Below are 20565 nucleotides of genomic sequence, written 5' to 3' on the forward strand. Positions count from 1 at the left end.
AAAACGACACAAAAGAAAGGAATAAAAGTCATGTCTCAGGTCCTTGTTTCCGTGATGCTGATGACCCTGGTCACTCTATCCATACTTGGTTGCAGCAATTCTTCTTTTGATGCATTTATTGCGCCCGAGGTGCCCGAGACGATCAACGCGGAAGCTCCTTCCGCAGACATGACGGAAATCAACATTTCCAATGACAATGTCGCCGATGGAATCACTCCCGCTTTAGTCAACTTGCGCATTCGTTCGGCCACCGGCAATCCCGTCGAAGGTGTTACCATGGGTATTTCGGTTTCGGGACCTGATAACGTCGTGGTTCCTTGCACCACCTCCAACAAACAAGGTCAATCACGTTGCATGATCTACACCACCCGTGCCGGTTTAAAAAGCCTTAAGCTCACCGGAGCCTTCTCATTAGTGTCTTCCGTGATGTTCATCGCACCAAAGCCTTTACGCAGTAATTTTGCCTTTGTGAGCACCGCGGTGGATATGCGCCTGCCTTCAGGCCGGCGCGTGATTGCTACATCGGGTATTACAGAATCAGATTTTATTCAAAAAGATTCCCAAGGCACACTTCGTCTTCGTTCTTCTGTCTTAAGTTCCATTATCAATGACTAATAAAGGTTTTTCATGATGAAAACATTCGCCGCGATGTCGATTTTATTATTCAGCTCGTTACTTTTTGCCAGTGAACCACCGGCAAGTTTCACATATCAAGGAAAGATCTATAAGGCCAATGGTCTTGATCCGGTTGAAGCTTCCTCGGTCACTTTCAAATTGCAAATTCGCTCTCCAGATGGGCTTTGCCTTTTATTCGAAGAAACTCATCACCGCGACATGACGGGCTCTGCCGGAAATTTCGTTTTAAATGTGGGGGAAGGTTCTAATACGAACGCATCCTCTTTAACCCTCAATGAGGTCTTTAACAACTTAGGCACCAAAACCGGAGCTGCGGGTTGTACTTATTCGCCTGTCTCAGGCGACATGCGTCGTTTGCGTTTTTCTTATGATGATGGAACTGAAGTCGTTTCTTTACCGACAGATCAAACAGTGCGCAGCGTGCCTTATGCATTCAATACACGCACTCTTGAGGGTTTAGGCAAAGACAAATTCATCCAAGTGAATGTTCATACCACGCAAGCTCGCGTGGATGCGATTTCTCATATTGCCACAGACCTTGTGGCCATCGCCAATGGGTCCTCAAATCTTTATGCTAAATCTTCGGATTTACCAATGTCAGGCGGCGTATTAAATCTCACTTCGGGTGGTGTGAAAGTCCCGGATTCCCCAATGTCTAATGATGCCGCCGTTAACAAAAACTATGCAGACTCTGTCGTGGGGGGCAAAGTCTTAGACCTCGCAGGATTAAGTAACGGTCAAAGCCTGGTATGGAATTCGGCGCAAAATAAATGGGCGGTCACAACTCCGACGAACGGAACTTTGACTTCTATCACAGCCGGCACAGGCCTTACTGGCGGGACAATCACCGCTTCAGGAACGATTGCCTTAGCTCCAGTGGGTACGGCAGGTTCTTACACGAAAGTGACCACCGACGCCTATGGCCGAGTGACTGCGGGTTCAAACCTGACTGATGCGGATATGCCGGTGATCACAAGTCCAGGACGAGTTTCGGGTTCAGCAATCACCTCTGGAACTATTTCTGGAACAACGGCTCTTTCCGTCAGTGGAAATATTTCGACTTCAGGAAATATGTCAGCATCTCAAATGAATGCGACAACAACTGGAACTCAAGGCTTAAGACTTTTTACCAATACAAATGCCAATAAAGTAACCGTGAGTGTTCCAAACAGCATGTCATCGGATTACGCATTAACTTTACCGCAAACAGCGGGTTCTTCGGGTCAAATTTTAACGACCGACGGACATGGGGTCCTTTCTTGGAGCACGCCTTCAAGCCTAGCGGTCACTTCGATTTCCGGAACTGCTCCTATTACAATTGCTGGAACCACACTAGCCCCGATTGTTACGGTGGCCGCAGCCACGACTGGCACCACGGGTGTCGTGCAATTAGCCACGGACGGCGGCACCAGCGTTGGAACTGTTGTTCAAGCCACGGATGCGCGCTTAAATAACTCTCGGGCGCCGTCAGGAAATGCGGGAGGGGATCTTTCAGGCACATTCCCCAACCCCACCGTTAGCAAAGTTCAGGGTTTAAGTTTTTCAACCCTTACCCCCCTTGTTGGTCAAATTCATCGTTACAGCGGAAGCACTCTCGTTCCGGCATTTCTGAATGTCACGGATTTAAAAACTTCGGGTGGACTGACGCAATTACCAACGAATTGTTCGGCGGGACAAACGATGGTGTATAGCTCGGGCACCGATACTTTTGCGTGCGCTAATATTTCCGTAAGTCTTTCAAACCTTCCGGGCCTGGGTTCGGGTGCTGAAAAAAATATCGCCGCCAGCGGGGATGCGGCTAGCACTGAACTGGTTATGGGTAATGATTCACGCCTTACAAATTCGCGGGCACCTAATGGGGCTGCTGGTGGTGACTTAACGGGAACTTACCCAAACCCGACGCTGACAACCACGGGGGTTTCAGCAGGCACATACACAAAATTAGGTGTTGATACCAAAGGTCGCGTGACCAGTGGTGGCGTCTTAACGGTAGGTGATGTTCCGGCATTGCCATGGTCAAAAATAACAAGCGGTATTCCTTCAACCGTCGGTGGTTATGGAATTACGGATGCTGTCGTCAATGATGGCGATACACCCAGTTTTAAATCAGGTCTAGATACCGCAAAACCCGCGGCCGGAACAACGGGCCGAATTTATTTTGCCACCGATACAAATAAAATTTATCGCGACAATGGTTCTTCATGGGCACTATTAGCAAGTGCTGAAGGCAGTGGCGGTACTGTAAAATCGGTGACGGCCGGCACCGGTCTTGTCAATGGAACGATCACGTCAACCGGCACCGTGAATGTGGACGTCGGAACGACGGCAAATAAAATTGTGCAACTTGATAGTTCCGGAAAACTGCCCGCGGTTGATGGCTCTCAGCTTACGAACGTGGCACCCATGGCTAACATGGTGGTCTTTGATGCCACGGCCAACTGGACACCGCCCGCTGGAGTCACTCGAGTTCATGTGCAGATTTGGGGGGCCGGTGGTGGCGGTGCCGGTGGTACGTCAGGATTATTAGTCATAGGTGGTGCGGGCGGAGCTGGCGGTGGTGCTGGTGGTTACGCGTCAGGTATTTACACTTTAGCAAATTCATCCGCCGTGACAGTGACGGTAGGAACTGGGGGCGCCAAAGGAAACGCCGGCACCTCAGGTTCAAATGGCACGGATTCAAGATTCGGAACTTACGCCAGTGCCACAGGCGGTGCGGGAGGTTCTCCGGGAGCAAGTTCGATTTCCATCACAGCGGGTGGTTCAGCGACCGCGACCTTAACAATTCCAGGGGGCTTGGGCCTGCCAAGCAATGGCTACTATGGCGGTAATGGAGGAAGTTCTTACGGGGGATCAGCAACCCCAGGGTCTTATCAATACAATGTGAACGGATCCAACGCCACCATGCCGGGTTGTGGCGGCGGGGGTGGTTTTGGTAACGGCAGCTCTGCCACGGCCGGTGGCAACGGCGCTAATGGGCGAGTGGTTGTTTGGTACTAGGGGTTTCTTCTTTCGTGGGAGCTGTTTTCTTAGTGGAACTCGAGCTGCGGGTGAACGAATAACCTTTTTTAAAAATAGACTTAATCGCGGTCCCATCAGCCCCCATTTTTTTTCTTAACGAAGAAATATGGGTGTCGACCGTGTTTCTAGAAACATAGACGTCGTCTCCCCAGAATAAACGCAACAGCTCTTGTCGCGGGAAAACTTTTCCTTCATTTCTTAAAAACAGGCTTAATAAACGAAACTCCAGCGGCGTTAATGGTAAATATTCGTCTTCACCAGAAGCCTGACGTTGAAAAATTTTATGTTGAACTAAATCCACACGGTAACCATCGACTTGAAAAATCTCCTGACTTTGGTTTTGGCCCTGCCCCTTGCGTCCAAGCCGAGCCATTACGCGGGCTGCAAGCTCTTCAGGATCAAAAGGTTTAGTGACGTAGTCATCCGCGCCGGAATTAAAACCCGCCACTTTGCTCGCCGTTTCATCTTTGCCGGTTAAAAAGAATATAGGCAGCTCAGCAAATTCTTCTTCGCTGCGCAAACGCTTACAAAAATCAAAACCATTTGCATCCGGTAAAGTCACATCTAACAACATTAAAGCGTAATCGCTTTGATGGAGTTCTTTGTTGGCTTGGTCCACCGTTTCTACACATTTCAAATGAACCAGATCACCAAGGGCCGTGCGAACTAGAAGTTGTATGTCTCGTGCGTCTTCAACTAAAAGTACATTCTTTTTCATATTCATCCCCTCTCCCAATATTTTCTATCGGATCCCGTTTTAGGTCCACAAATTTAAGTTTGTTATTTAGAAGGTCCTAGTTGTAAGCTTGGCATGCAAAAGGGGTTTAGGTAAATTAAATTATGTTCATACGAAAAATTACCGAAAAAATTGAAGACGTGCCTAAATTGATTTCTCGATTGGGCTTGATTGTCCTGGTTTTAATTGCGGGTCTGACCTTTTGGTCAGCCCGAGAATATGTCAAATCAGTGCGCTGGCGCACGCATTCTCATCAAGTCATCGCCCAAATCCGTTCCCTGAATCTTGCTTTTCATGAAGCCTTGGCGCATCAGCGGGGCTATTTTATTTCCCCCGACCGCCAGTCGGAAAAGCGCTACTATCAAGCCAAAGACGCGGTTCGCAGCGGAATTTATAATCTAGGCTTATTAATCGCTGACAACCCGGAACAAATGACTCGATTAGACAAAGCGTCGAGAAATATTTTGTCGCGCATGTCCTCTCTAGACTCGGCCATGGGATCGTTACAAAAGAACGACAAAAACATAGCTTTCCTAAATATCAATGAGGATCTCCGTCAGGCCCATGATAATGAAACTTCCCAATTTCTCTCTCAACTTGAAGAAGAAGAACAACGCCTTCTGGGTGCGCGGGAAGAAAAATCCAGAACCGGATTTATTCGTATTTCGATTTTGGTCCTAGGTGGTTTGATTACGGCATTCATCCTGTTTTTCTCTTCCACTTTCTTATGGCAACGCGAGATGATGCTACGTTTTAAAGCAGAGCACGATTTAAAAGAGACAAATCGTAAAATCAAAAAGGCTTCAGACTTAAAAACGAGTTTTCTCACGAACATGAGTCACGAAATCCGCACGCCCTTAAATGGTATTACGGGCATGGTGAAGCTCCTTGAGCACACAACCTTAAGCACTCAACAGTTAGATTACGTCGAGACAATCAAGACTTCTTCATCAGCGTTGTTATCTTTGATCAACGACATCTTGGATCTTTCAAAGATCGAGTCGGGAAAATTCCAGTTAGAAGAAATCAATTTCGAGATGGCTTCGTTAATGAAGAGCACACTTTCCATTGTCGATTTTGCAGCTAAATCTAAGCAGTTAAATTTGAAGGTGGAAATCGATCCCGATCTGCCTGACTTCTTTTTGGGGGATCCGCTGCGTCTGCGCCAAGTCCTGCTAAACCTTCTTAACAACGCGATTAAGTTTTCCGACCAAGGTGACGTGACGCTACGAGTGACCCATAAAACCTTACCGGATCAAACCGTAAAAGTTTATTTTGAAGTTCGCGATCAGGGCATCGGCTTTGATAACGAAACCAAGGCCCGTCTGTTTCAAAATTTTTCCCAGGGTGATGAGTCCACTAGCAGAAAGTATGGTGGTTCAGGATTAGGCCTTTCGATTTCAAAACAAATTGTGGACATGATGAAAGGGCACATCGACGCAGAAAGTATTAAAGGCATTGGCTCAAAGTTTTTCTTTGAGGTGCCTTTAAAAGTAGCCTCTTACGATAACAAGGCGGAAACTGTCGCTTCCATCCGTGATCTCAACAATCACTTGCACGGATATGTCCTCATTGCCGAAGACAACCGAATAAACCAAAAAGTCATGACCGAGATGGTGGGGCTGTTAGGTTGTCGCTGTTATGTCGTCGCCAATGGCCAAGAAGTTTTAAATGCTCTGGGGAACGACACGTTTGATGTCATCCTTATGGATGGTCAAATGCCCGTCATGGACGGTTACGAAGCCACCCGCCTGATCCGCGAAGGAAAGGCCGGTGAAAGAAATAAACTGATTCCGATCTTGGCCACCAGTGCCAATGCCATCAAGGGGGATATCGAACGAAGTTTAGAGGCCGGCATGAATGATTATATTAGCAAACCGATCGCTTATAACGATCTTTCCGTCAAATTAGAAAAATGGCTGCGCCACGGGACGAGCGTCATTGATGAAAGTCATATCGACAAGCTGCGCCGCCAAGAAAGTCTGTCCGGAAAAATCCTGGTGCCAGAGCTTGTGAATATCTTTATGCAAGACACCCCGCAAGGTCTTAAGCAAATGCAGCATGATCTTTCACAAAACAACTTTAAATCTGTCAGAAATGTGGCACATAATCTTAAGACATCGGCCGCGATTTTGGGGGCTATTCGCTTTAAAGAAATTGCCGAGCGAATCGAACGGGCCCCGGAGGATATCACGGAAGAGCAGATGGCCAACCTTATTTCTTCCTTAGAAAGAGAAATGAGCTTTGCCATCGAATCTTTAAAGTCGCTGAAACTTGGACCGATCACTAACAATGAACCGGAGAATAATGCGTGACAAAAAAGCGAACAGGCCAGCCGTCCACGAAACTGGATCGTGAAAATTTCATGCAGGTCTTTCGCCAAAACTTTTTTGATCCCACCTTTGACTCGGTCGCCGCAGAAATTTCTGCCGTGGCCGAAATCGCCTGGCAAAATTATCAAGACAAGCACAAAGCGCCGATAACACGCAAAGCCGGGACTGGTTTTAAAGATCCTAACTATGATCTTTCGGTGGAATGGATTGCAACTTCTGAAAAATTAAAACAAGCCGCTCTTGAACAAAGAACTTCTAAAGATCGAATTTTGGTAATTAATGCGTCACCTCGTAACGAGCACACCTGCCCGAGCGAAGTCCCCAAATCATTTCGTCTGACGGAACGAGCTTTGCAAACTTTAAAGGCGCAAACAAATATCGAAGTCGATTTTTTAGACCTAAGCCTTTTGACAGCGGAATACGGGAAGAAGATTTATCCTTGCAAGGCCTGCGTTTCAACCTCGATGCCATTATGCCACTGGCCGTGTTCGTGTTATCCCAATAACAGCCTGAATCAGGTCAACGACTGGATGGCTGAAATTTACGAGCGCTGGGTGCGCGCGCACGGTGTGATGATCGTGACCCCTGTTCACTGGTATCAAGCACCGAGTGGTTTAAAGCTGATGATGGATCGCCTGGTGTGTGCTGACGGGGGAAACCCTGATCCGACTTCCACCCACGGTAAAAAAGCGGACGAAGCACGTAAGATGGAACTTGAGGGTTGGGATTATCCTAAGCATTTAAAGAATCGCGCCTTTGGACTTTATGTGCATGGCGATTATGCTGGGGCCGAAACCCTTCGGCGCAACCTCGCTGATTGGTTAGAAGACATGGGACTTATCGCCGCCCAAGGCCAAGGCATCAAAGATCGTTATATCGGTTACATGCAGCCCTATGCCACCAATCATGAAGACCTGGATAAAGACCAAGATGTTTTTAAGGAGATTGATAACGTCGTTTTTTCGCTCCTAGAAAAAGTTTCGGAAATCCGCAATCATCCAGAGTTTATTACCAAGCACGAAGCCATCCAAGACCCTCGGCCGAAATAGCATTCTCAAGAGCCTTTCAATTGTACCGCAAGGCTTGCCTCTGCCCGGTTTTAGGGTAAACCCGGGGCATGCGCATATTATTGTTCTTTGTTATTTTATTCGGCGGAGCGCCTTTGGTCCATGCGAAGACTTCATTAGGGCTGAATGATGTCTCCGTTCTTCTTCCGCTTCCCAAAGTCGAAAATGATATGGATCTGCTTTTAAGACCGCAAGAGGGGTTCATCCCGAAGGAAGTTTTAGCCCAGCTTGATCCTTTGATTATTGATGATCAAACGCAAGACCGTATTCGCTCCCTTAAGCTGATTGCTTTCCGTATTGATCCTTGTTTTGTGGAAAGTATCGGGCCTGCGGCTTGCCGCCGCCAGCTGCGCATGGTTTTTCAGCCAGTATCTTTTTATCAAAACAGTGCCTTAGTTTTTGATGCTGCCGTTCATGCGTTTTTTGAATTTGATGATGCCTCTTGGAATGTCCTGCTCAAAGATTGGGCCTCGACGCTGACGGATTCCGCGGGCGATAAACCCTTGCAAGTTCATCCGGTGATAAAAGCGCAAGGACTTAAAGGTGATCTGTGGAAAACCTATCGCCAAGTATTACAAAAAAACTGCAAGCCTAATAAGCTTGTGCGTATCACCCAAAGCACCGTCGATCGTTTTGGCATGTCGTGGGATTTTTCGGGATTTGATATTGATGCCACCGGAAAATTTATGAAGTTAAACATCCCACGTATCAACGTCACTAAACAGACCTTCTTTTCAAATCCCGGCGATTTAAAAGAATTCAGTGCCGAGATTACGCCCGTTCCTGAAGGTGAAAATACCTTAGCGGACTTCTTTCACGCTTCCAACCGACAAGCACCTCAAGATCAGTGGGACGTGGTTAAAAAATCTTTTGAATTTGAAAACCCCACCCGCTTTAACACCGCCAATCTTGATTGCGTGAGCTGTCATATGGCGCAAAGTTTACGCCTTTGGGGTGAAGTGCATTTTAATGATGTAGCGGGAAGCAAAGATATTAAGCGTTTAAAATTTTCAAGCCCTCGCAGCTTAGATATGTCAGTGAAACCTTTTGCGATCACAAATCGCGTGCGGGCGTTTGGTTACTTTTTTGATGAGGCGAATATTTCACCTCGCGTGATTAATGAATCCGCCTTGGCCGCGGATTCCCTTGAAAAATTACTTCCGTGAAATAGTGATCACATCCCCGAACTTGAACGTACAGATCGCACTTTAACCGTGGTAGTCTTAGAAACACACTTCGAACGAGGATTACAGCCATGAGTTCAAAATTAGAAATGGGCTTAGACACCTTTGGTGACGTCACCTATGGCACTCACAACAAGGCCCTGCCCCATCATGAAGTCTTACGCAACATCGTTAAAGAAGCCGTATTAGCGGATCAATTGGGTTTAAACTTTTTCGGAGTGGGTGAACATCATCGCGAAGACTTTGCCGTTTCGGCCCCGGAAGTGGTGCTGGCCGCGATTGCCGCGCAAACAAAAAATATCCACTTGGGATCTGCCGTCACGGTTTTAAGTTCCGATGATCCGATCCGTGTTTATCAAAGATTTTCCACCTTAGACGCCCTTTCTAACGGCCGGGCCGAAGTTATTTTAGGACGTGGATCGTTTGTCGAATCCTTTCCACTTTTTGGTTTTGACTTAGAACAGTACGAAGAGCTCTTTGAAGAAAAGCTCGATTTGTATGCGCAAGTTCTTAAAGAATCCCCGATCCACTGGGAGGGAAAATTAAGAAGCCCCATCAACGGGCTCAAAGTTTACCCCCCGACGGAAAATGGCCATCTTAAAACTTGGATGGGTGTGGGCGGAACTCCGCAGTCCGTGGTGCGTGCCGCACACTATGGCTTTCCGATGATGTTAGCCATCATTGGGGGTGATCCGAAGGGATTTAAACCTTTTGTGCAGGCTTATCATAAGGCGCTGGCGCATTTTAACCAAAAAACTCAACCCGTAGGAGTGCATTCGCCCGGCTATGTGGGGGAAACAGATGAAATTGCCAAAGAGACCATCTGGCCTCACTACCAAGCGATGAGCAATCGCATTGGAAAAGATCGTGGCTGGCCCCCGATCACCAAAGCTCAGTTTGAGCATATGGCAGGCCCCGACGGATCACTCTTTGTCGGCTCGCCCCAAACGGTGGCTAAGAAAATTGCCACCGTGGTGAAAGACTTAGGACTGTCGCGTTTTGATTTAAAGTACAGCTTGGGAACATTGCCGCATGAAAACTTAATGAGTTGTATTGAGCTTTACGGCAAAAAAGTCGCGCCGCTGGTGCACGACATGCTTACTTAAAACGTTTGCCTTCATTCAGCATAGCGGCTTGAGCCAAGCCGCTATAAATGGTCCGTTGACGAGAGCTTTCACGAACTTTTTTGGATGAAATTTCCACTTCGATAATCGCATTAAAACCACTGCGCACTGCCTGAAAAGCCAGACGCAATAAGGTTTCTTCACGATCCGGACATTCTCGAACCGAATAGGTTTCGTTAAAGCGTTTAAAGTTGCGGGTTTCCTTGGCTTGAGCCTTATCAAACACCGCAATGTTCCGCGCTTTTTCAATATCTTCATTGTACTTTTGCAGTTCAGCCGCCACGTTATTATCAAAACAGTTCGGGCAATAAGTCGTATGCGAAATCACGTCTGGCTTTTTCTTAATAAACGCAAAACTGCTTTCATCCAAAAATTGCGCGCAAGACTTGCACACCGACTCTTCACAAAGGCCACAAGCTAATGGGGCCTTGGGACTTAAACATGAACAACAAGAAGTATTTTTCATGAACTAGATTTCGTATTTATAGTTACATTTTAAATTAATAACCGGACTGGCCCCACCGGTGCGTGGATCAAGACCTTGAACCGTTGCCGATAAAGTTCCACGTTGTCCGTTCGCGGTGCGCTTCATTTTAATAGTGCCAGGAATTGATTGCAACACCAGAAAAGCCTGATCGCCCTCCACCGACTCCACCCCCACCAACAGGCTGGGATTTGCTTTAGCGCTTAAGTTATCTTGGGAAACAATGCGTGTTAATTTAGCGTGAGCGTACTCTTCATAAATACGGCCGTTATTCATTTCGCGGGCGTCCACTAAGTCTTGATCCGCGTAAGCATTCGACACGCCTTCAATTGAAAAAATCAGACCGGATTCGGTAAAATCACCCGGAAATAATGACGAAACTTTTGTTTTACCGCTGGCAGACACACACTCTAAATACGCATTCGTGGCACCGGCCAAAGCCCCTTGAGACAACAATATTACCGCGGCTGTCATTAGCAACGAACGTTTCATGAGAACTCCTATGTATTAATAATTGACAGAAGTGCCGCTTCCTAGTCCCAAAAGCTCTTCGCGTGACGTTCCGTCTTTATATATTCAATTTGAAATCAATCGTCTTAGGGCTTTGCTAGATTTAGGCCAATAATAGGGTCGTCCGTTTTGGTCGCGGCTTTAGATCTAAGTTCCAGATGAAAATCCCGAGGGATCGTAAAATGCATGGTGGTGCCCGAGCCAGGAACGCTTTCAGCCCAGATCTCCCCATGATGGCCGATGACAATACCCTTGGCAATAGCAAGCCCCAGACCGACTCCCTGATGAGCCGTTTCTTTTGCCTGCCAATAGCGATCAAAAAGATGGGGCATGTTTTCGGGGGCGATACCCGGTCCTTCATCATGAACCGAAAAATGATAGCAGTCTTTCTGATCACAGACTTTAAGGCGCACAAATCCACCGGGCCGAGAAAACTTAATGGCATTTCCTAAAATGTTTGAAAGCACCTCTAACAGACGATCATGATCACAGAGGATGACATCACTTTGGGTCTTGATATCAACGCGAATGTGGATGCGTTTTTTTATCGCACTATGCAAGACGGCGTGTTGGGCATCTAAAAGCAGTTTTCTTAAAGAAAATCTTTGCATTTCGATGGTAAAGTTTCCAGACTGGATCTTTGCAAAACTTAATAAGTCACCAATAAGACGTTTCATATGACGGACGGAGCGCTCAATAATTTTAAACATTTTAACACGCTCTAAAGTCTCTTCTCCGCGTAAGGATTCTTTTAAAATATCCAGACTCATTTCAATTGACCCTAAAGGGTTTTTTAGATCATGAGAAACAATAGCTAAAATGTCTTCGCGAATACCTATGGCGGCCTTCAGCTGTTCATTTGTTTTTTGATATTCAGTGACATCAGTGACGCGATGAAGGATGTATTTTAATTCCTTCCCTTCAAATATCGGAATACTGACCGCACTCCAATATTTTTCTGACGGGCTTGCGATGAGCATTTTCTGTGTCTGCTTTTGTTCCACCACGCGAGTTAAAAAAAGACGAGCTTCTTCGTTATCGGGAAAAACTTCAAACAGGCTACGATCAATGAGATCTTTTTTTACGGTGTGAGTCTGACGGGCAAATTCTTCAGTCGCCGCGAGAATAGTAAATCGCGGGCAATCTGGAAGGAGAATAACATAAAGGTCCGGAGCGGACTCAAATATACTCCTATAATCAAGACTCATGGGGCACTTCCTTACACTTTGTTTTATCCCTAAAAGGATTGAAGCAAAAGAGACCGACGACCTAATCTTGATTACAAAAAAACAAACTCGCGATGAATCGCGAGTTTGTTCGTAATTAAATTTACAAATACAGTATTTTTGAAATCTATTTCTTACAGAAGCTCAATGCATTCGTGCTGGCTTTGATTTCCTTGAGTTTAGAATACTTGCCGTTGATTTTAAGAACCGCCCAGTACACCCCAGAAGATAAAGCGATGTTGCCTTTCTTCGCCACCTGACGGTCGAGGATTTGGATCCCACAAGTCAGATTCTTCTTAGGGTCAAAGATAGATTTGCGTGCATCATTATCTGCGTACTTCTTATCTACGGACCAATCAAATTCACAATAAGGCGCCCATTGAACGTCTTGATAAGAAAGCTGCAACAACCCCTCGCTCGCCACTTGGCGACCGGTATAAGGATCTGTGCCCATTGTTGTTTCAATCATGCGCGATGTGGGACTCCAACCCGATTCATAACGAGCCACGCTTGAAAAGAACTCCGCCCAAAAATTCAAGCGATCTTGGGTTCCCAGACGATCATACATCGGACAGAAATCGGAAACGTCCCCCGGCCCACGAAGAAGGGCTGGGGATTTCGTATTAACGACGTCGCGCACGATCTGGGTCCAAGCCGAGCGACTCGACACACTCTTTTCCCAACTTGCTTTAAACGTTGTTGGTTGCGTGGGCTGCTCCGGTTGCGTCGGAGGTTTCTGCCCCATTGCGTGAGAAAATGAGGAAATTGATAATAATGCGCCGACAAGGATGATTGATTTGATTTTGTTTTTCATGGCTTCTTACTAAAGCAAGCCCTAGGCCTATATCAGTTCGCTACAGGACCTTCGTTCAGGCGACTTAATTGTTTGAAATAATTTATGAAAGCCATAAGTTCTAGCAGATCTCAGTCAGAGAATGTTTTGCAAACTGTAAACACTCTGGACCTTGATCGGATTGCAGACAAAAAATAACACTTTGTAAATATGAAACCTCATTTCAACTGCTTGAAGTTCAACGACAAAATTTTAAAAAGTGCGCAACGCTTTTACAAAGCGGAAAAAAAGTTCTAGCCCCGCGGTGTGATTTTCATGCGCGGAACAGATTGTTTTTAAAAGAATGTCGAACTTCTTATGAAGAAAAGCTCATGCGCAAGATGGTCAGATCATCAGGGAAATAATCTTCGGCATTTTCAGCTTGCAGGCTTTGAGTTAAGCTCTCGGGCCATTTTTCATTGTGACTATTCGCCACCGCTTTTAAAAGACGACGTTGCCCAAAGGCATTGCCCGTTTTCTGTACAAACTCAAAAGCCCCGTCAGAATAGATATAAACGAAGCTGTCGGGATCCAAGGTCACTTGACCGACGTTGGCTTTTTTTGTTCGATCATAATTGACGGCCGAAATCAAAGGACTGACGGGAAATTCAAGGATCGTACCTTCCCCTTTGGCATCGACCATGATGGGATCAGGGGCGTTGGAGCGGATGAATTCCATGACTCTGGTTTTGGTATTAAAACGTGCTAACTGTAAACCCAGATCATATTTCAAACCGTGCGCCACATACTGTTCCCGCACTAAATCAAAAAGTTCGGAAAGTTCCATATCTCTGTTTAAGGCCGTCTGAAATATACTTTTCACCAGATAGGTCACTTGAGCCGCAGGCAAGCCGTGTCCTGTCACGTCGGCTAAGTACACATAGACGTAGCCGTTCACCGTTAAGGTGTCAAAGAAGTCTCCGGAAAGCTCTTCACTGGGCTCATAGATGGCACCTACATTGATGCCATTCAGACTTTGCTGCATCGGTGGTAAGAGCGTTCTTTGGATTTGCTTTGCTTGATCCAGTTGTTTTTTAATGATGTCATTTTGGGTTTTCAAACTTTCATGAGCTTTTTCAATTTCTAAGCGCCATGAAAGTTCGGTCATTCGCCCCACTTCATTACTCATGCTTGAAAAATAAGCCAAGGCCATCACGACGCAAATAAAAGTCACCGGAATAATCATGGGAAGTGTGAACGGATGAAAAAGACCGTTGATGGCCACATAACCAAAAAGAACGGCTAAGCAGTACATCAAAGTCACCCGGGGGCGCCACGGGATGAACATGGTGACACCCATCATCACGGTGATATTTCCCACAAAGTACAAACTTGTCCACCCTCCAATTTGTGATGACATCAGAGATATGGACCAGTCGCCTAAAAGCGCGTTAAAAAAAACGATCGTTAAAATATGCCGCTGTCCCCACTCGGAGCGACTGATCATAAGGCAGATCACCGTGATGCCCGCAAAGAGGGCGCGCAAGCCAAGAAAAAAGGCCGCTTGGTCGGGATAGAGCAGATAATCCAGGATAAAACACGCCGCAAATAAAACAATCCCAAGCCACATTAACACGCGCACGCGGCTTAATGCTCTGCGGTTGTTTTCATTTCGATAATATTCGCGAAAACCGGGAATCGCGTAAAAGCGCTTTCGGTACTGCAGATAGTCTTTGATTTTATTCACTCTGATATTCTGCCCACTCTTGGCCTCAATGTGGATGCACAAATGAAGAGCCTTGACCTTAGGTCGTGAATATTACGAATTCTTAGGATTTCGGCACGAGGCTAAAGTAATAGTCATGCCGCCAAGTGTCTGTATTTTTGAAGAAATTAGTCCCCACTTGAGGTGACGTATTTCGCCGCGATTCAAAAAAAATTCCATGCGAAACCGCTTTCATTTTGTTCTGACAATATTAGGGTTGCTTAATGTCCGAATCGCTTGTTAATGAAATAATATGGACACAAACAACGACAAAACAGACATCAAAATAGAAGAGAATAAAAAACCAAATAAATCTGCTTTAGAAAAAAGATCTTTGATCATTCTAACAGCCGTATTTGCCTTCGTTTTATTAGGTGCTTGGGGGTTTGCATTAAAACTTCAACAAACCGTTGCCGCCAATAACTCGGCGACCCATGCGGATCCAGGCGCAGTGATCGAAATTGAGCGCCTTCGTAATTTAGCCGATTCACAAATTGATAATGCTCGCGCGTTTTTCTTATTGGGCTCTCAGTCTCTCTATGAAAAACAAAAAGAAGGCCGCACCGAACTTCTATCGGCCTTAACTAAGTTTGAACAGGAACACAATCTTGAGGGGGTTCCGGCACAGCTCAAACGCATCCGTGACCAAGTTCAAAAATCCCAAGAGTTCTTTGAACAGGGCATGGACTTCCGTGAAAAGAAAACGGAATCCAAAATCGTGGGCCAATTCTTTCAATCAAAAACAAATCCTATCCGCACCGAGATCAACCAAGCCCTTGATGAAGTCGTAAGCATTCATCAAGCTCAGCTCGATCGTTCTCGCAGTGAGGCTCGTGAGGCGGCATTGGGTGCTGAAAGCCAAATTCCCAAAGGAATGACCTGGTTGACCGCGTCCATGGCGGCGATCTTCTTAGCTTTAGCGTTCTTAGTGTTGCGCTTGGTGCGTAAGCAAGCATTTGTGATTTCACAACAAAATCGCCTTTATGCCGAAGCAAAAAAGGCCGTTCAAGATCGTGATGAAGCGCTATTTGCTATTTCTCACGACCTTAAAGATTCATTGGCCTTAATTGCTAACACCGCCGATCGCATCAAAATGACCTCTAAAGATCAAGAACTTGCTGACAGTGGTGAGCTTGTGAGAAACACCGTTGTCACCATCGAGGGCCTGATCCAAGATATCCGCGATAAAAAATCCGTGGAGATGGAAGGTCTGACTTTGCGTATGGATCAATTGCCGATTGATTCCGTTTTAGAAAACGCAAAACTTCTCATGCAGCCCTTAGCAAAACAACACGATATTCGCCTGCAAATAGATAAAGTAAATCCTCCGGTTCTTGCCTTTTACGACAACGACCGGGTTTTACGTGTACTTTCAAACCTGATTAGCAACGCGATTAAGTTCAGTCCTAAGGGTGAAAAAGTCGTGGTGAAAGTTCGCAGTGACCAAAAATTTGTCAATGTGTCGGTCATTGATAGCGGTGCGGGCATCCCGGCAAGTCAGTTAGAAGGCATCTTTGATAACTTCTGGCAGGCAAGAAAGACCGCAGATCAAGGCGCGGGTGTGGGACTTTCCATTGTAAAAACAATTGTTGAGGCTCATGGCGGCACGGTTGAAATTCAAAGCCAATCAGGTCGCGGCACGACGGTGACCTTCTCTTTACCTCGCCGTCGCCCGGTGGGAGCTTCGATGAATAAGCCCACGGTGAATGTTCGCCAACACGGCGCAACCCCGGACTGGCATCTTTAAAAAACCAAAGCGGCCTTTTTTAGGCCGCTTCTTGTTGAAGCTTATTAAAGCTTAAAACCAGTTGTTTTAGTTCCCCGGTAAACTCCCCCACTTGCTTTTTTAAAATCGCAAACTGGTTTTGGAATTTATCTTTCTCCCACACATTCGAATTCGCTTCCATCTCGCGAGCCGTTTCCGGTATTTTTAAACAATGAAAATTAGCGGCGGCTCCTTTAAAGCGATGGGCGGCAGCCCCGATCTTGCGGCGATCCATTTCAGCGATGGCCGACTCAATATCGGCAAGATAGTTTTCATGACCTTCTAAAAATAGCTCCACCGCCGCAAAGAAGATGTCGTATTCCCCTAAGAACCGCTCTTCCATCATTTCGGCAAGAGCCTTGGCATCAAACCCCGCCGCTACAAGCTCTGGACATTTTTGTCTAATTGAATTTTCTAAACTCATACATCTTCCTATTTCTTGGCAAAGCCTTTGCGTTTCATATCGCCCCAGGAATGATTCCCTTTCAGGTGATCAACCAGGGCACGGATGCGCCAAAATGAATTCATCTGTCTATAACCAAAATTTTCTAACACGGTGGAAAACACTAGCAGAGCGATATCACGCACCCTAGTGTACCGGTGATAATAAAGCTCTCCGATGACCACCGCTCCGACGGAAATAAGCATTCCGTAAAGCAAGCTTGCCACCACCAACGTCATAATATGTTGATAGTGCACGTAACCTAAAATCAGGCCCAAAGCGATAAAGACGTAAGCAGAAAACTCAATAAAAGGTCCCAGGATATCCACGATAAAATTATAGGGAAACGCAAACATCCCGATAACCCCGTAACGCGGATTGAGCATCATGTCGCGGTTATAATACAGACATTGCAAAAGCCCTACCTGCCAACGGCGGCGCTGTTTTTCTAGCGTCTTTATATCGGAAGGTGCTTCGGTCCAGCACACGGGATCTGGCAAAAATACAATCGAATACTTCTTTTTCATCTCGCGGTATTTGCGATGCATACGCACCACCAAATCCATATCTTCACCCAAACTATTGGTTTTGTAACCCTGCACAGCGATCACGGCCTCTTTACGGAAAATCCCGAAAGCTCCCGAAATGACCAGTGTCGCACTCATCATATCTAAACCCACTCGACCGCAGAAAAAACTGCGGATGTATTCCACGATTTGCACACGTTCTAGCCAACGCCCGGGCATTTGGTTATCCACCACGCGGCTGTTTTTAAAGGTCGAACCGTTCGCTAACTGAATTGTTCCACCCGAAGCAATCGTGCTGGGGTTTTCAATAAAGGGCATAGAGATCGATAACAGAGCATCATCATCTAAAACTGAATCTGAATCCACCGCACACACTAAATCATGAGAGCAATAGTCGATCCCGATATTCAGGCTATCGGCTTTTCCAGAATTGGCTTTATCAATTAAAATTAAGTTCGGATGGATCTGTGAACGATACACACCTCGCACGTTATTCTTAGAAAGATGTGACATTCGCACGACCTCATCCGGTAGCAGCAGACAGGCCTTTTTCATGACTTCCAAAGTGTTATCTTTAGATCCGTCATTGATCACCACGACCTCGATTTGACCATATTTTAAACGCAATAACGAATGCACAGAATCAACGATGGATTTTTCTTCGTTATAGGCCGGAACGATAATAGAAACCGGCGGCGAAAATCCGTAAGAATTCCCCTGCCCTAAAAGAGGCTTAATATTTGAACGACGACGAATCGAAACAAGAGCTAGCGCAAATAAAACGATATAAAAGCTATTAATCGCAAAGAAATAAATAGCGACCATTTCGAGATAACGAGGAATTAATTCATTTAGAAAACTCATGCTTCTTTCCTCAAGGCCTTGGCGGGCTCTAAAATCTGACGATATAATCTTTGTCCATGCGGGCTTTCATCCACGGACAGGCGCTGCGTGATTTCCATTTTTAAGTCCGGACGGATTTTTAACAAAGACAAATAGGCCACGTTTCGTACAAAGGCGGTTTCCACGCGGGTCATCTTTTGCAAGATCTCTTCGGACTCTTCGTCCGGCGCCATCGTCAAACACAGCGTGTAACGACGGAAATCAAAGTCTTCAAATTCTGGAAATCCTTCGCAGCGAAGTCCGTCGATGAGTTGGTCTTTTACAATCGGCAAAGCCTCCACCACTTGCAGGCGGTTGACGACCTCTAGACAAATACTGACGACTTCACGGCTTTGATGCGTTTTTAAAAGCTCTAAGAAATCTTCGGGGCTGGCGCTGGCATACATTTCTAAAATCTGCATCGCCGTATCCATGCGTCCTAGGTCTTTCAGCAGATTTAATTCTTTCGCAATATTCACATACAATTTAGGGCATTTAATTTTTAAAAGAAACTTTAACGCCGCAAAATGCACATAAGGGGACGGATCGTGCAACATCTTACCCACTTGCCCCGCCGACTCGCTATCTTTTAAGATATCAATGCGCGAAAGTGCCGAAAGACGTTTGGCAAAACTTGAACTGTGTAAAAGTTTTTGGTCTTCGGCTAAAAAACCCATATCACGGTAAAGCTTTTCTAGGTTTTCACGGTAGGCACCGCTCACGCTATCGACGGCCTTTAAAATCAATCCCCGCACAATCAAGCGATGGCGCGTTTTCAGTTTTAGCAAGTCTTGAATATCCATATTCATGCCGCAACAGATATCCGTGACACGCTCATGAAGCTTTGGCATGACTTCCGCAGTTTCTTTTAATGAACCTTTACGGATGATCGTCATGCAAAAAATCAACGAAACGCCCAACGCGTTTAAACCCACCTGAAAGACAATCAGGTAAGCTGCCCAGTGATCATGCATTTTTTGAACTAAGGCATTTACCATTGCCACTTGAGCCCCACTCCCCACTGAGATCCGCGGCGCGTCTGGCCTTGATAGTCTTCAAGGTTTAAGTACAGATGGGCTTTTTTATAGACATATGAAATCGTTATCGCGTAGGAGTTAAAGGGGTCAATAAATCCCACGTCTTCACGATTTTCACCCCCCGCCCAAGAAAGTTCGGCAGAATAGCGTTCATAACGTGCACGGAAAAACTCTCGATGAGCATGATGCCAGCCACTATCATCGTAAAACCAGCTGCTATGGCCAAGGCTTAATTGCTCATTAATAAAATAAATGATCTGGGGTTGATAGCTTTGAACCTCGCCAGTTTCGTATTTTCCGTAATGAAAACCCAGCGCCAAATCCCAATTGGTAAAATAAGACGTGTGCGGAATCATCGAAACCGAAGTTTGGGGACCCACCAAGGTGTCGTCATCAAACGCGCCCGCCAGTTCCACATAAGATTTGAGGTTATCAAAAACAACCGTATCCCCGATCAACACGGCGTCGCGATAAAATCCGACTTCGCTGGTGTAATCACGACGGGCGTGCTCATAGCCCAGATAGAATTTATTTTTATCGCCTAGGTCCGTGTTTACCAAAACTCTATGGCCGGATTCGTGATAAGTATTTCCATAATCGCCCTTAAAGTAAGACGTATCCACGGAAGTAAGTCCCGCCCGCGCGTGAAGTGACATCAGCAAAGAAAAAAGAAGCGCCATTATCTTCATGAACGGCCTATGACGACCTTCACCTTGGCTAAGATCAGCGGCAAGTTGTAGGGCTTGGTAAGGTGGTCTAAGGCGCCGATTTCTAAACTCTTTAAAGAAGCTTCCTCGGACTTATTGGAAGTTAAAACAATGGTGGGCGGCAGCACGTTTTTATCGCGCGCATGCCAGATAAGTTCCACACCCGAAAGTCCGGGCATAGATATGTCCGTGATCAGAAGATCAAATTTATCTTGGCTTAAGTGCTTTTCAAAAGCCTCAAGGCCATCATGAGCGCGAGTCACCTGATAGCCTGCGGATGTTAAGGCACGCTCTAAAATCATACCTTCAATTTGACTGTCTTCTGCAATTAGGATTTTCTTTGCGCCCAT

At 46.0% G+C, this 20565-nt stretch carries 18 protein-coding genes; 7 read left to right on the top strand and 11 right to left on the bottom strand.

Annotated features, from left to right (window positions below; translation table 11 throughout):
• Positions 1-30: 30 nt before the first annotated feature.
• Together AZI86_RS00185 and AZI86_RS00190 are read left to right on the top strand one after the other, a co-directional pair.
• Positions 31-615, top strand: coding sequence for a hypothetical protein (locus AZI86_RS00185; protein ID WP_061833077.1), 585 nt, complete (start codon positions 31-33; stop codon positions 613-615).
• A 12-nt stretch (positions 616-627) separates the two neighbouring features.
• A complete protein-coding gene (locus AZI86_RS00190) occupies positions 628-3633 on the top strand; it encodes a beta strand repeat-containing protein (RefSeq protein WP_061833078.1) in 3006 nt (1001 codons plus the stop codon).
• On the opposite strand, the gene AZI86_RS00195 is transcribed toward AZI86_RS00190, so the two are convergent.
• Positions 3605-4372 carry a response regulator transcription factor gene (locus tag AZI86_RS00195; protein ID WP_061833079.1) on the bottom strand — a complete coding sequence of 256 codons (768 nt, stop codon included), beginning with the start codon at positions 4370-4372 and terminating at the stop codon, positions 3605-3607. The genes AZI86_RS00190 and AZI86_RS00195 overlap by 29 nt on opposite strands.
• A 122-nt stretch (positions 4373-4494) precedes the next feature.
• Here AZI86_RS00195 and AZI86_RS00200 point away from each other — a divergent pair, with 122 nt between their 5' ends.
• The 4 genes from AZI86_RS00200 to AZI86_RS00215 all read left to right on the top strand — a co-directional run bounded on the left by AZI86_RS00200 (position 4495) and on the right by AZI86_RS00215 (position 10080).
• On the top strand, positions 4495-6705 hold the full coding sequence (locus AZI86_RS00200; protein ID WP_061833080.1) for an ATP-binding protein: 2211 nt from the start codon (positions 4495-4497) through the stop codon (positions 6703-6705).
• Entirely contained in the window at positions 6702-7772 is a 1071-nt protein-coding gene (locus tag AZI86_RS00205) for a flavodoxin family protein (protein ID WP_061833081.1), read from the top strand. The genes AZI86_RS00200 and AZI86_RS00205 overlap by 4 nt, the downstream gene beginning before the upstream one ends.
• 68 nt (positions 7773-7840) lie before the next feature.
• Positions 7841-8956 carry a hypothetical protein gene (locus AZI86_RS00210; RefSeq protein ID WP_061833082.1) on the top strand — a complete coding sequence of 372 codons (1116 nt, stop codon included), beginning with the start codon at positions 7841-7843 and terminating at the stop codon, positions 8954-8956.
• An 89-nt stretch (positions 8957-9045) separates the two neighbouring features.
• Positions 9046-10080 carry an LLM class flavin-dependent oxidoreductase gene (locus AZI86_RS00215; protein WP_061833083.1) on the top strand — a complete coding sequence of 345 codons (1035 nt, stop codon included), beginning with the start codon at positions 9046-9048 and terminating at the stop codon, positions 10078-10080.
• Here AZI86_RS00215 and AZI86_RS00220 read toward each other — a convergent pair.
• The 5 genes from AZI86_RS00220 to AZI86_RS00240 form a co-directional block, all read right to left on the bottom strand.
• Positions 10073-10564: a hypothetical protein gene (locus AZI86_RS00220; RefSeq protein ID WP_061833084.1), complete on the bottom strand. Its 492-nt coding sequence runs from the start codon at positions 10562-10564 to the stop codon at positions 10073-10075. The two genes, AZI86_RS00215 and AZI86_RS00220, sit on opposite strands and share 8 nt — an antisense overlap.
• Before the next feature lie 3 nt (positions 10565-10567).
• The gene (locus tag AZI86_RS00225) at positions 10568-11074 is read right to left on the bottom strand and encodes a hypothetical protein (protein ID WP_061833085.1); all 507 of its coding nucleotides are present in this window, start codon (positions 11072-11074) and stop codon (positions 10568-10570) included.
• A gap of 104 nt (positions 11075-11178) precedes the next feature.
• Positions 11179-12300, bottom strand: coding sequence for a sensor histidine kinase (locus AZI86_RS00230; RefSeq protein ID WP_061833086.1), 1122 nt, complete (start codon positions 12298-12300; stop codon positions 11179-11181).
• A 145-nt stretch (positions 12301-12445) separates the two neighbouring features.
• Positions 12446-13132 carry a hypothetical protein gene (locus AZI86_RS00235; protein WP_061833087.1) on the bottom strand — a complete coding sequence of 229 codons (687 nt, stop codon included), beginning with the start codon at positions 13130-13132 and terminating at the stop codon, positions 12446-12448.
• A 334-nt stretch (positions 13133-13466) separates the two neighbouring features.
• Complete coding sequence (locus tag AZI86_RS00240) at positions 13467-14837, bottom strand: PP2C family protein-serine/threonine phosphatase (protein ID WP_061833088.1); 1371 nt, start codon at positions 14835-14837, stop codon at positions 13467-13469.
• A gap of 271 nt (positions 14838-15108) precedes the next feature.
• Here AZI86_RS00240 and AZI86_RS00245 point away from each other — a divergent pair, with 271 nt between their 5' ends.
• On the top strand, positions 15109-16602 hold the full coding sequence (locus AZI86_RS00245; protein WP_061833089.1) for a sensor histidine kinase: 1494 nt from the start codon (positions 15109-15111) through the stop codon (positions 16600-16602).
• Between the two features lie 19 nt (positions 16603-16621).
• Here the strand turns inward: AZI86_RS00245 and AZI86_RS00250 are convergent, their stop codons facing one another.
• The 5 genes from AZI86_RS00250 to AZI86_RS00270 are packed head-to-tail and all read right to left on the bottom strand — an operon-like array spanning position 16622 to position 20565.
• The gene (locus AZI86_RS00250; protein ID WP_061833090.1) at positions 16622-17044 is read right to left on the bottom strand and encodes an Hpt domain-containing protein; all 423 of its coding nucleotides are present in this window, start codon (positions 17042-17044) and stop codon (positions 16622-16624) included.
• Positions 17045-17052: 8 nt separating this feature from the next.
• On the bottom strand, positions 17053-18453 hold the full coding sequence (locus AZI86_RS00255; protein ID WP_061833091.1) for a glycosyltransferase family 2 protein: 1401 nt from the start codon (positions 18451-18453) through the stop codon (positions 17053-17055).
• Positions 18450-19475 carry a hypothetical protein gene (locus AZI86_RS00260; protein WP_157684578.1) on the bottom strand — a complete coding sequence of 342 codons (1026 nt, stop codon included), beginning with the start codon at positions 19473-19475 and terminating at the stop codon, positions 18450-18452. The genes AZI86_RS00255 and AZI86_RS00260 overlap by 4 nt, the downstream gene beginning before the upstream one ends.
• Positions 19463-20188, bottom strand: a complete 726-nt coding sequence (locus AZI86_RS00265; RefSeq protein WP_216635878.1) for a hypothetical protein — start codon at positions 20186-20188, stop codon at positions 19463-19465. The genes AZI86_RS00260 and AZI86_RS00265 overlap by 13 nt, the downstream gene beginning before the upstream one ends.
• Before the next feature lie 5 nt (positions 20189-20193).
• A complete protein-coding gene (locus AZI86_RS00270) occupies positions 20194-20565 on the bottom strand; it encodes a response regulator (RefSeq protein ID WP_061833094.1) in 372 nt (123 codons plus the stop codon).

The organism is Bdellovibrio bacteriovorus (assembly GCF_001592735.1).
GTDB classification, from domain to species: Bacteria; Bdellovibrionota; Bdellovibrionia; order Bdellovibrionales; family Bdellovibrionaceae; genus Bdellovibrio; species Bdellovibrio bacteriovorus_D.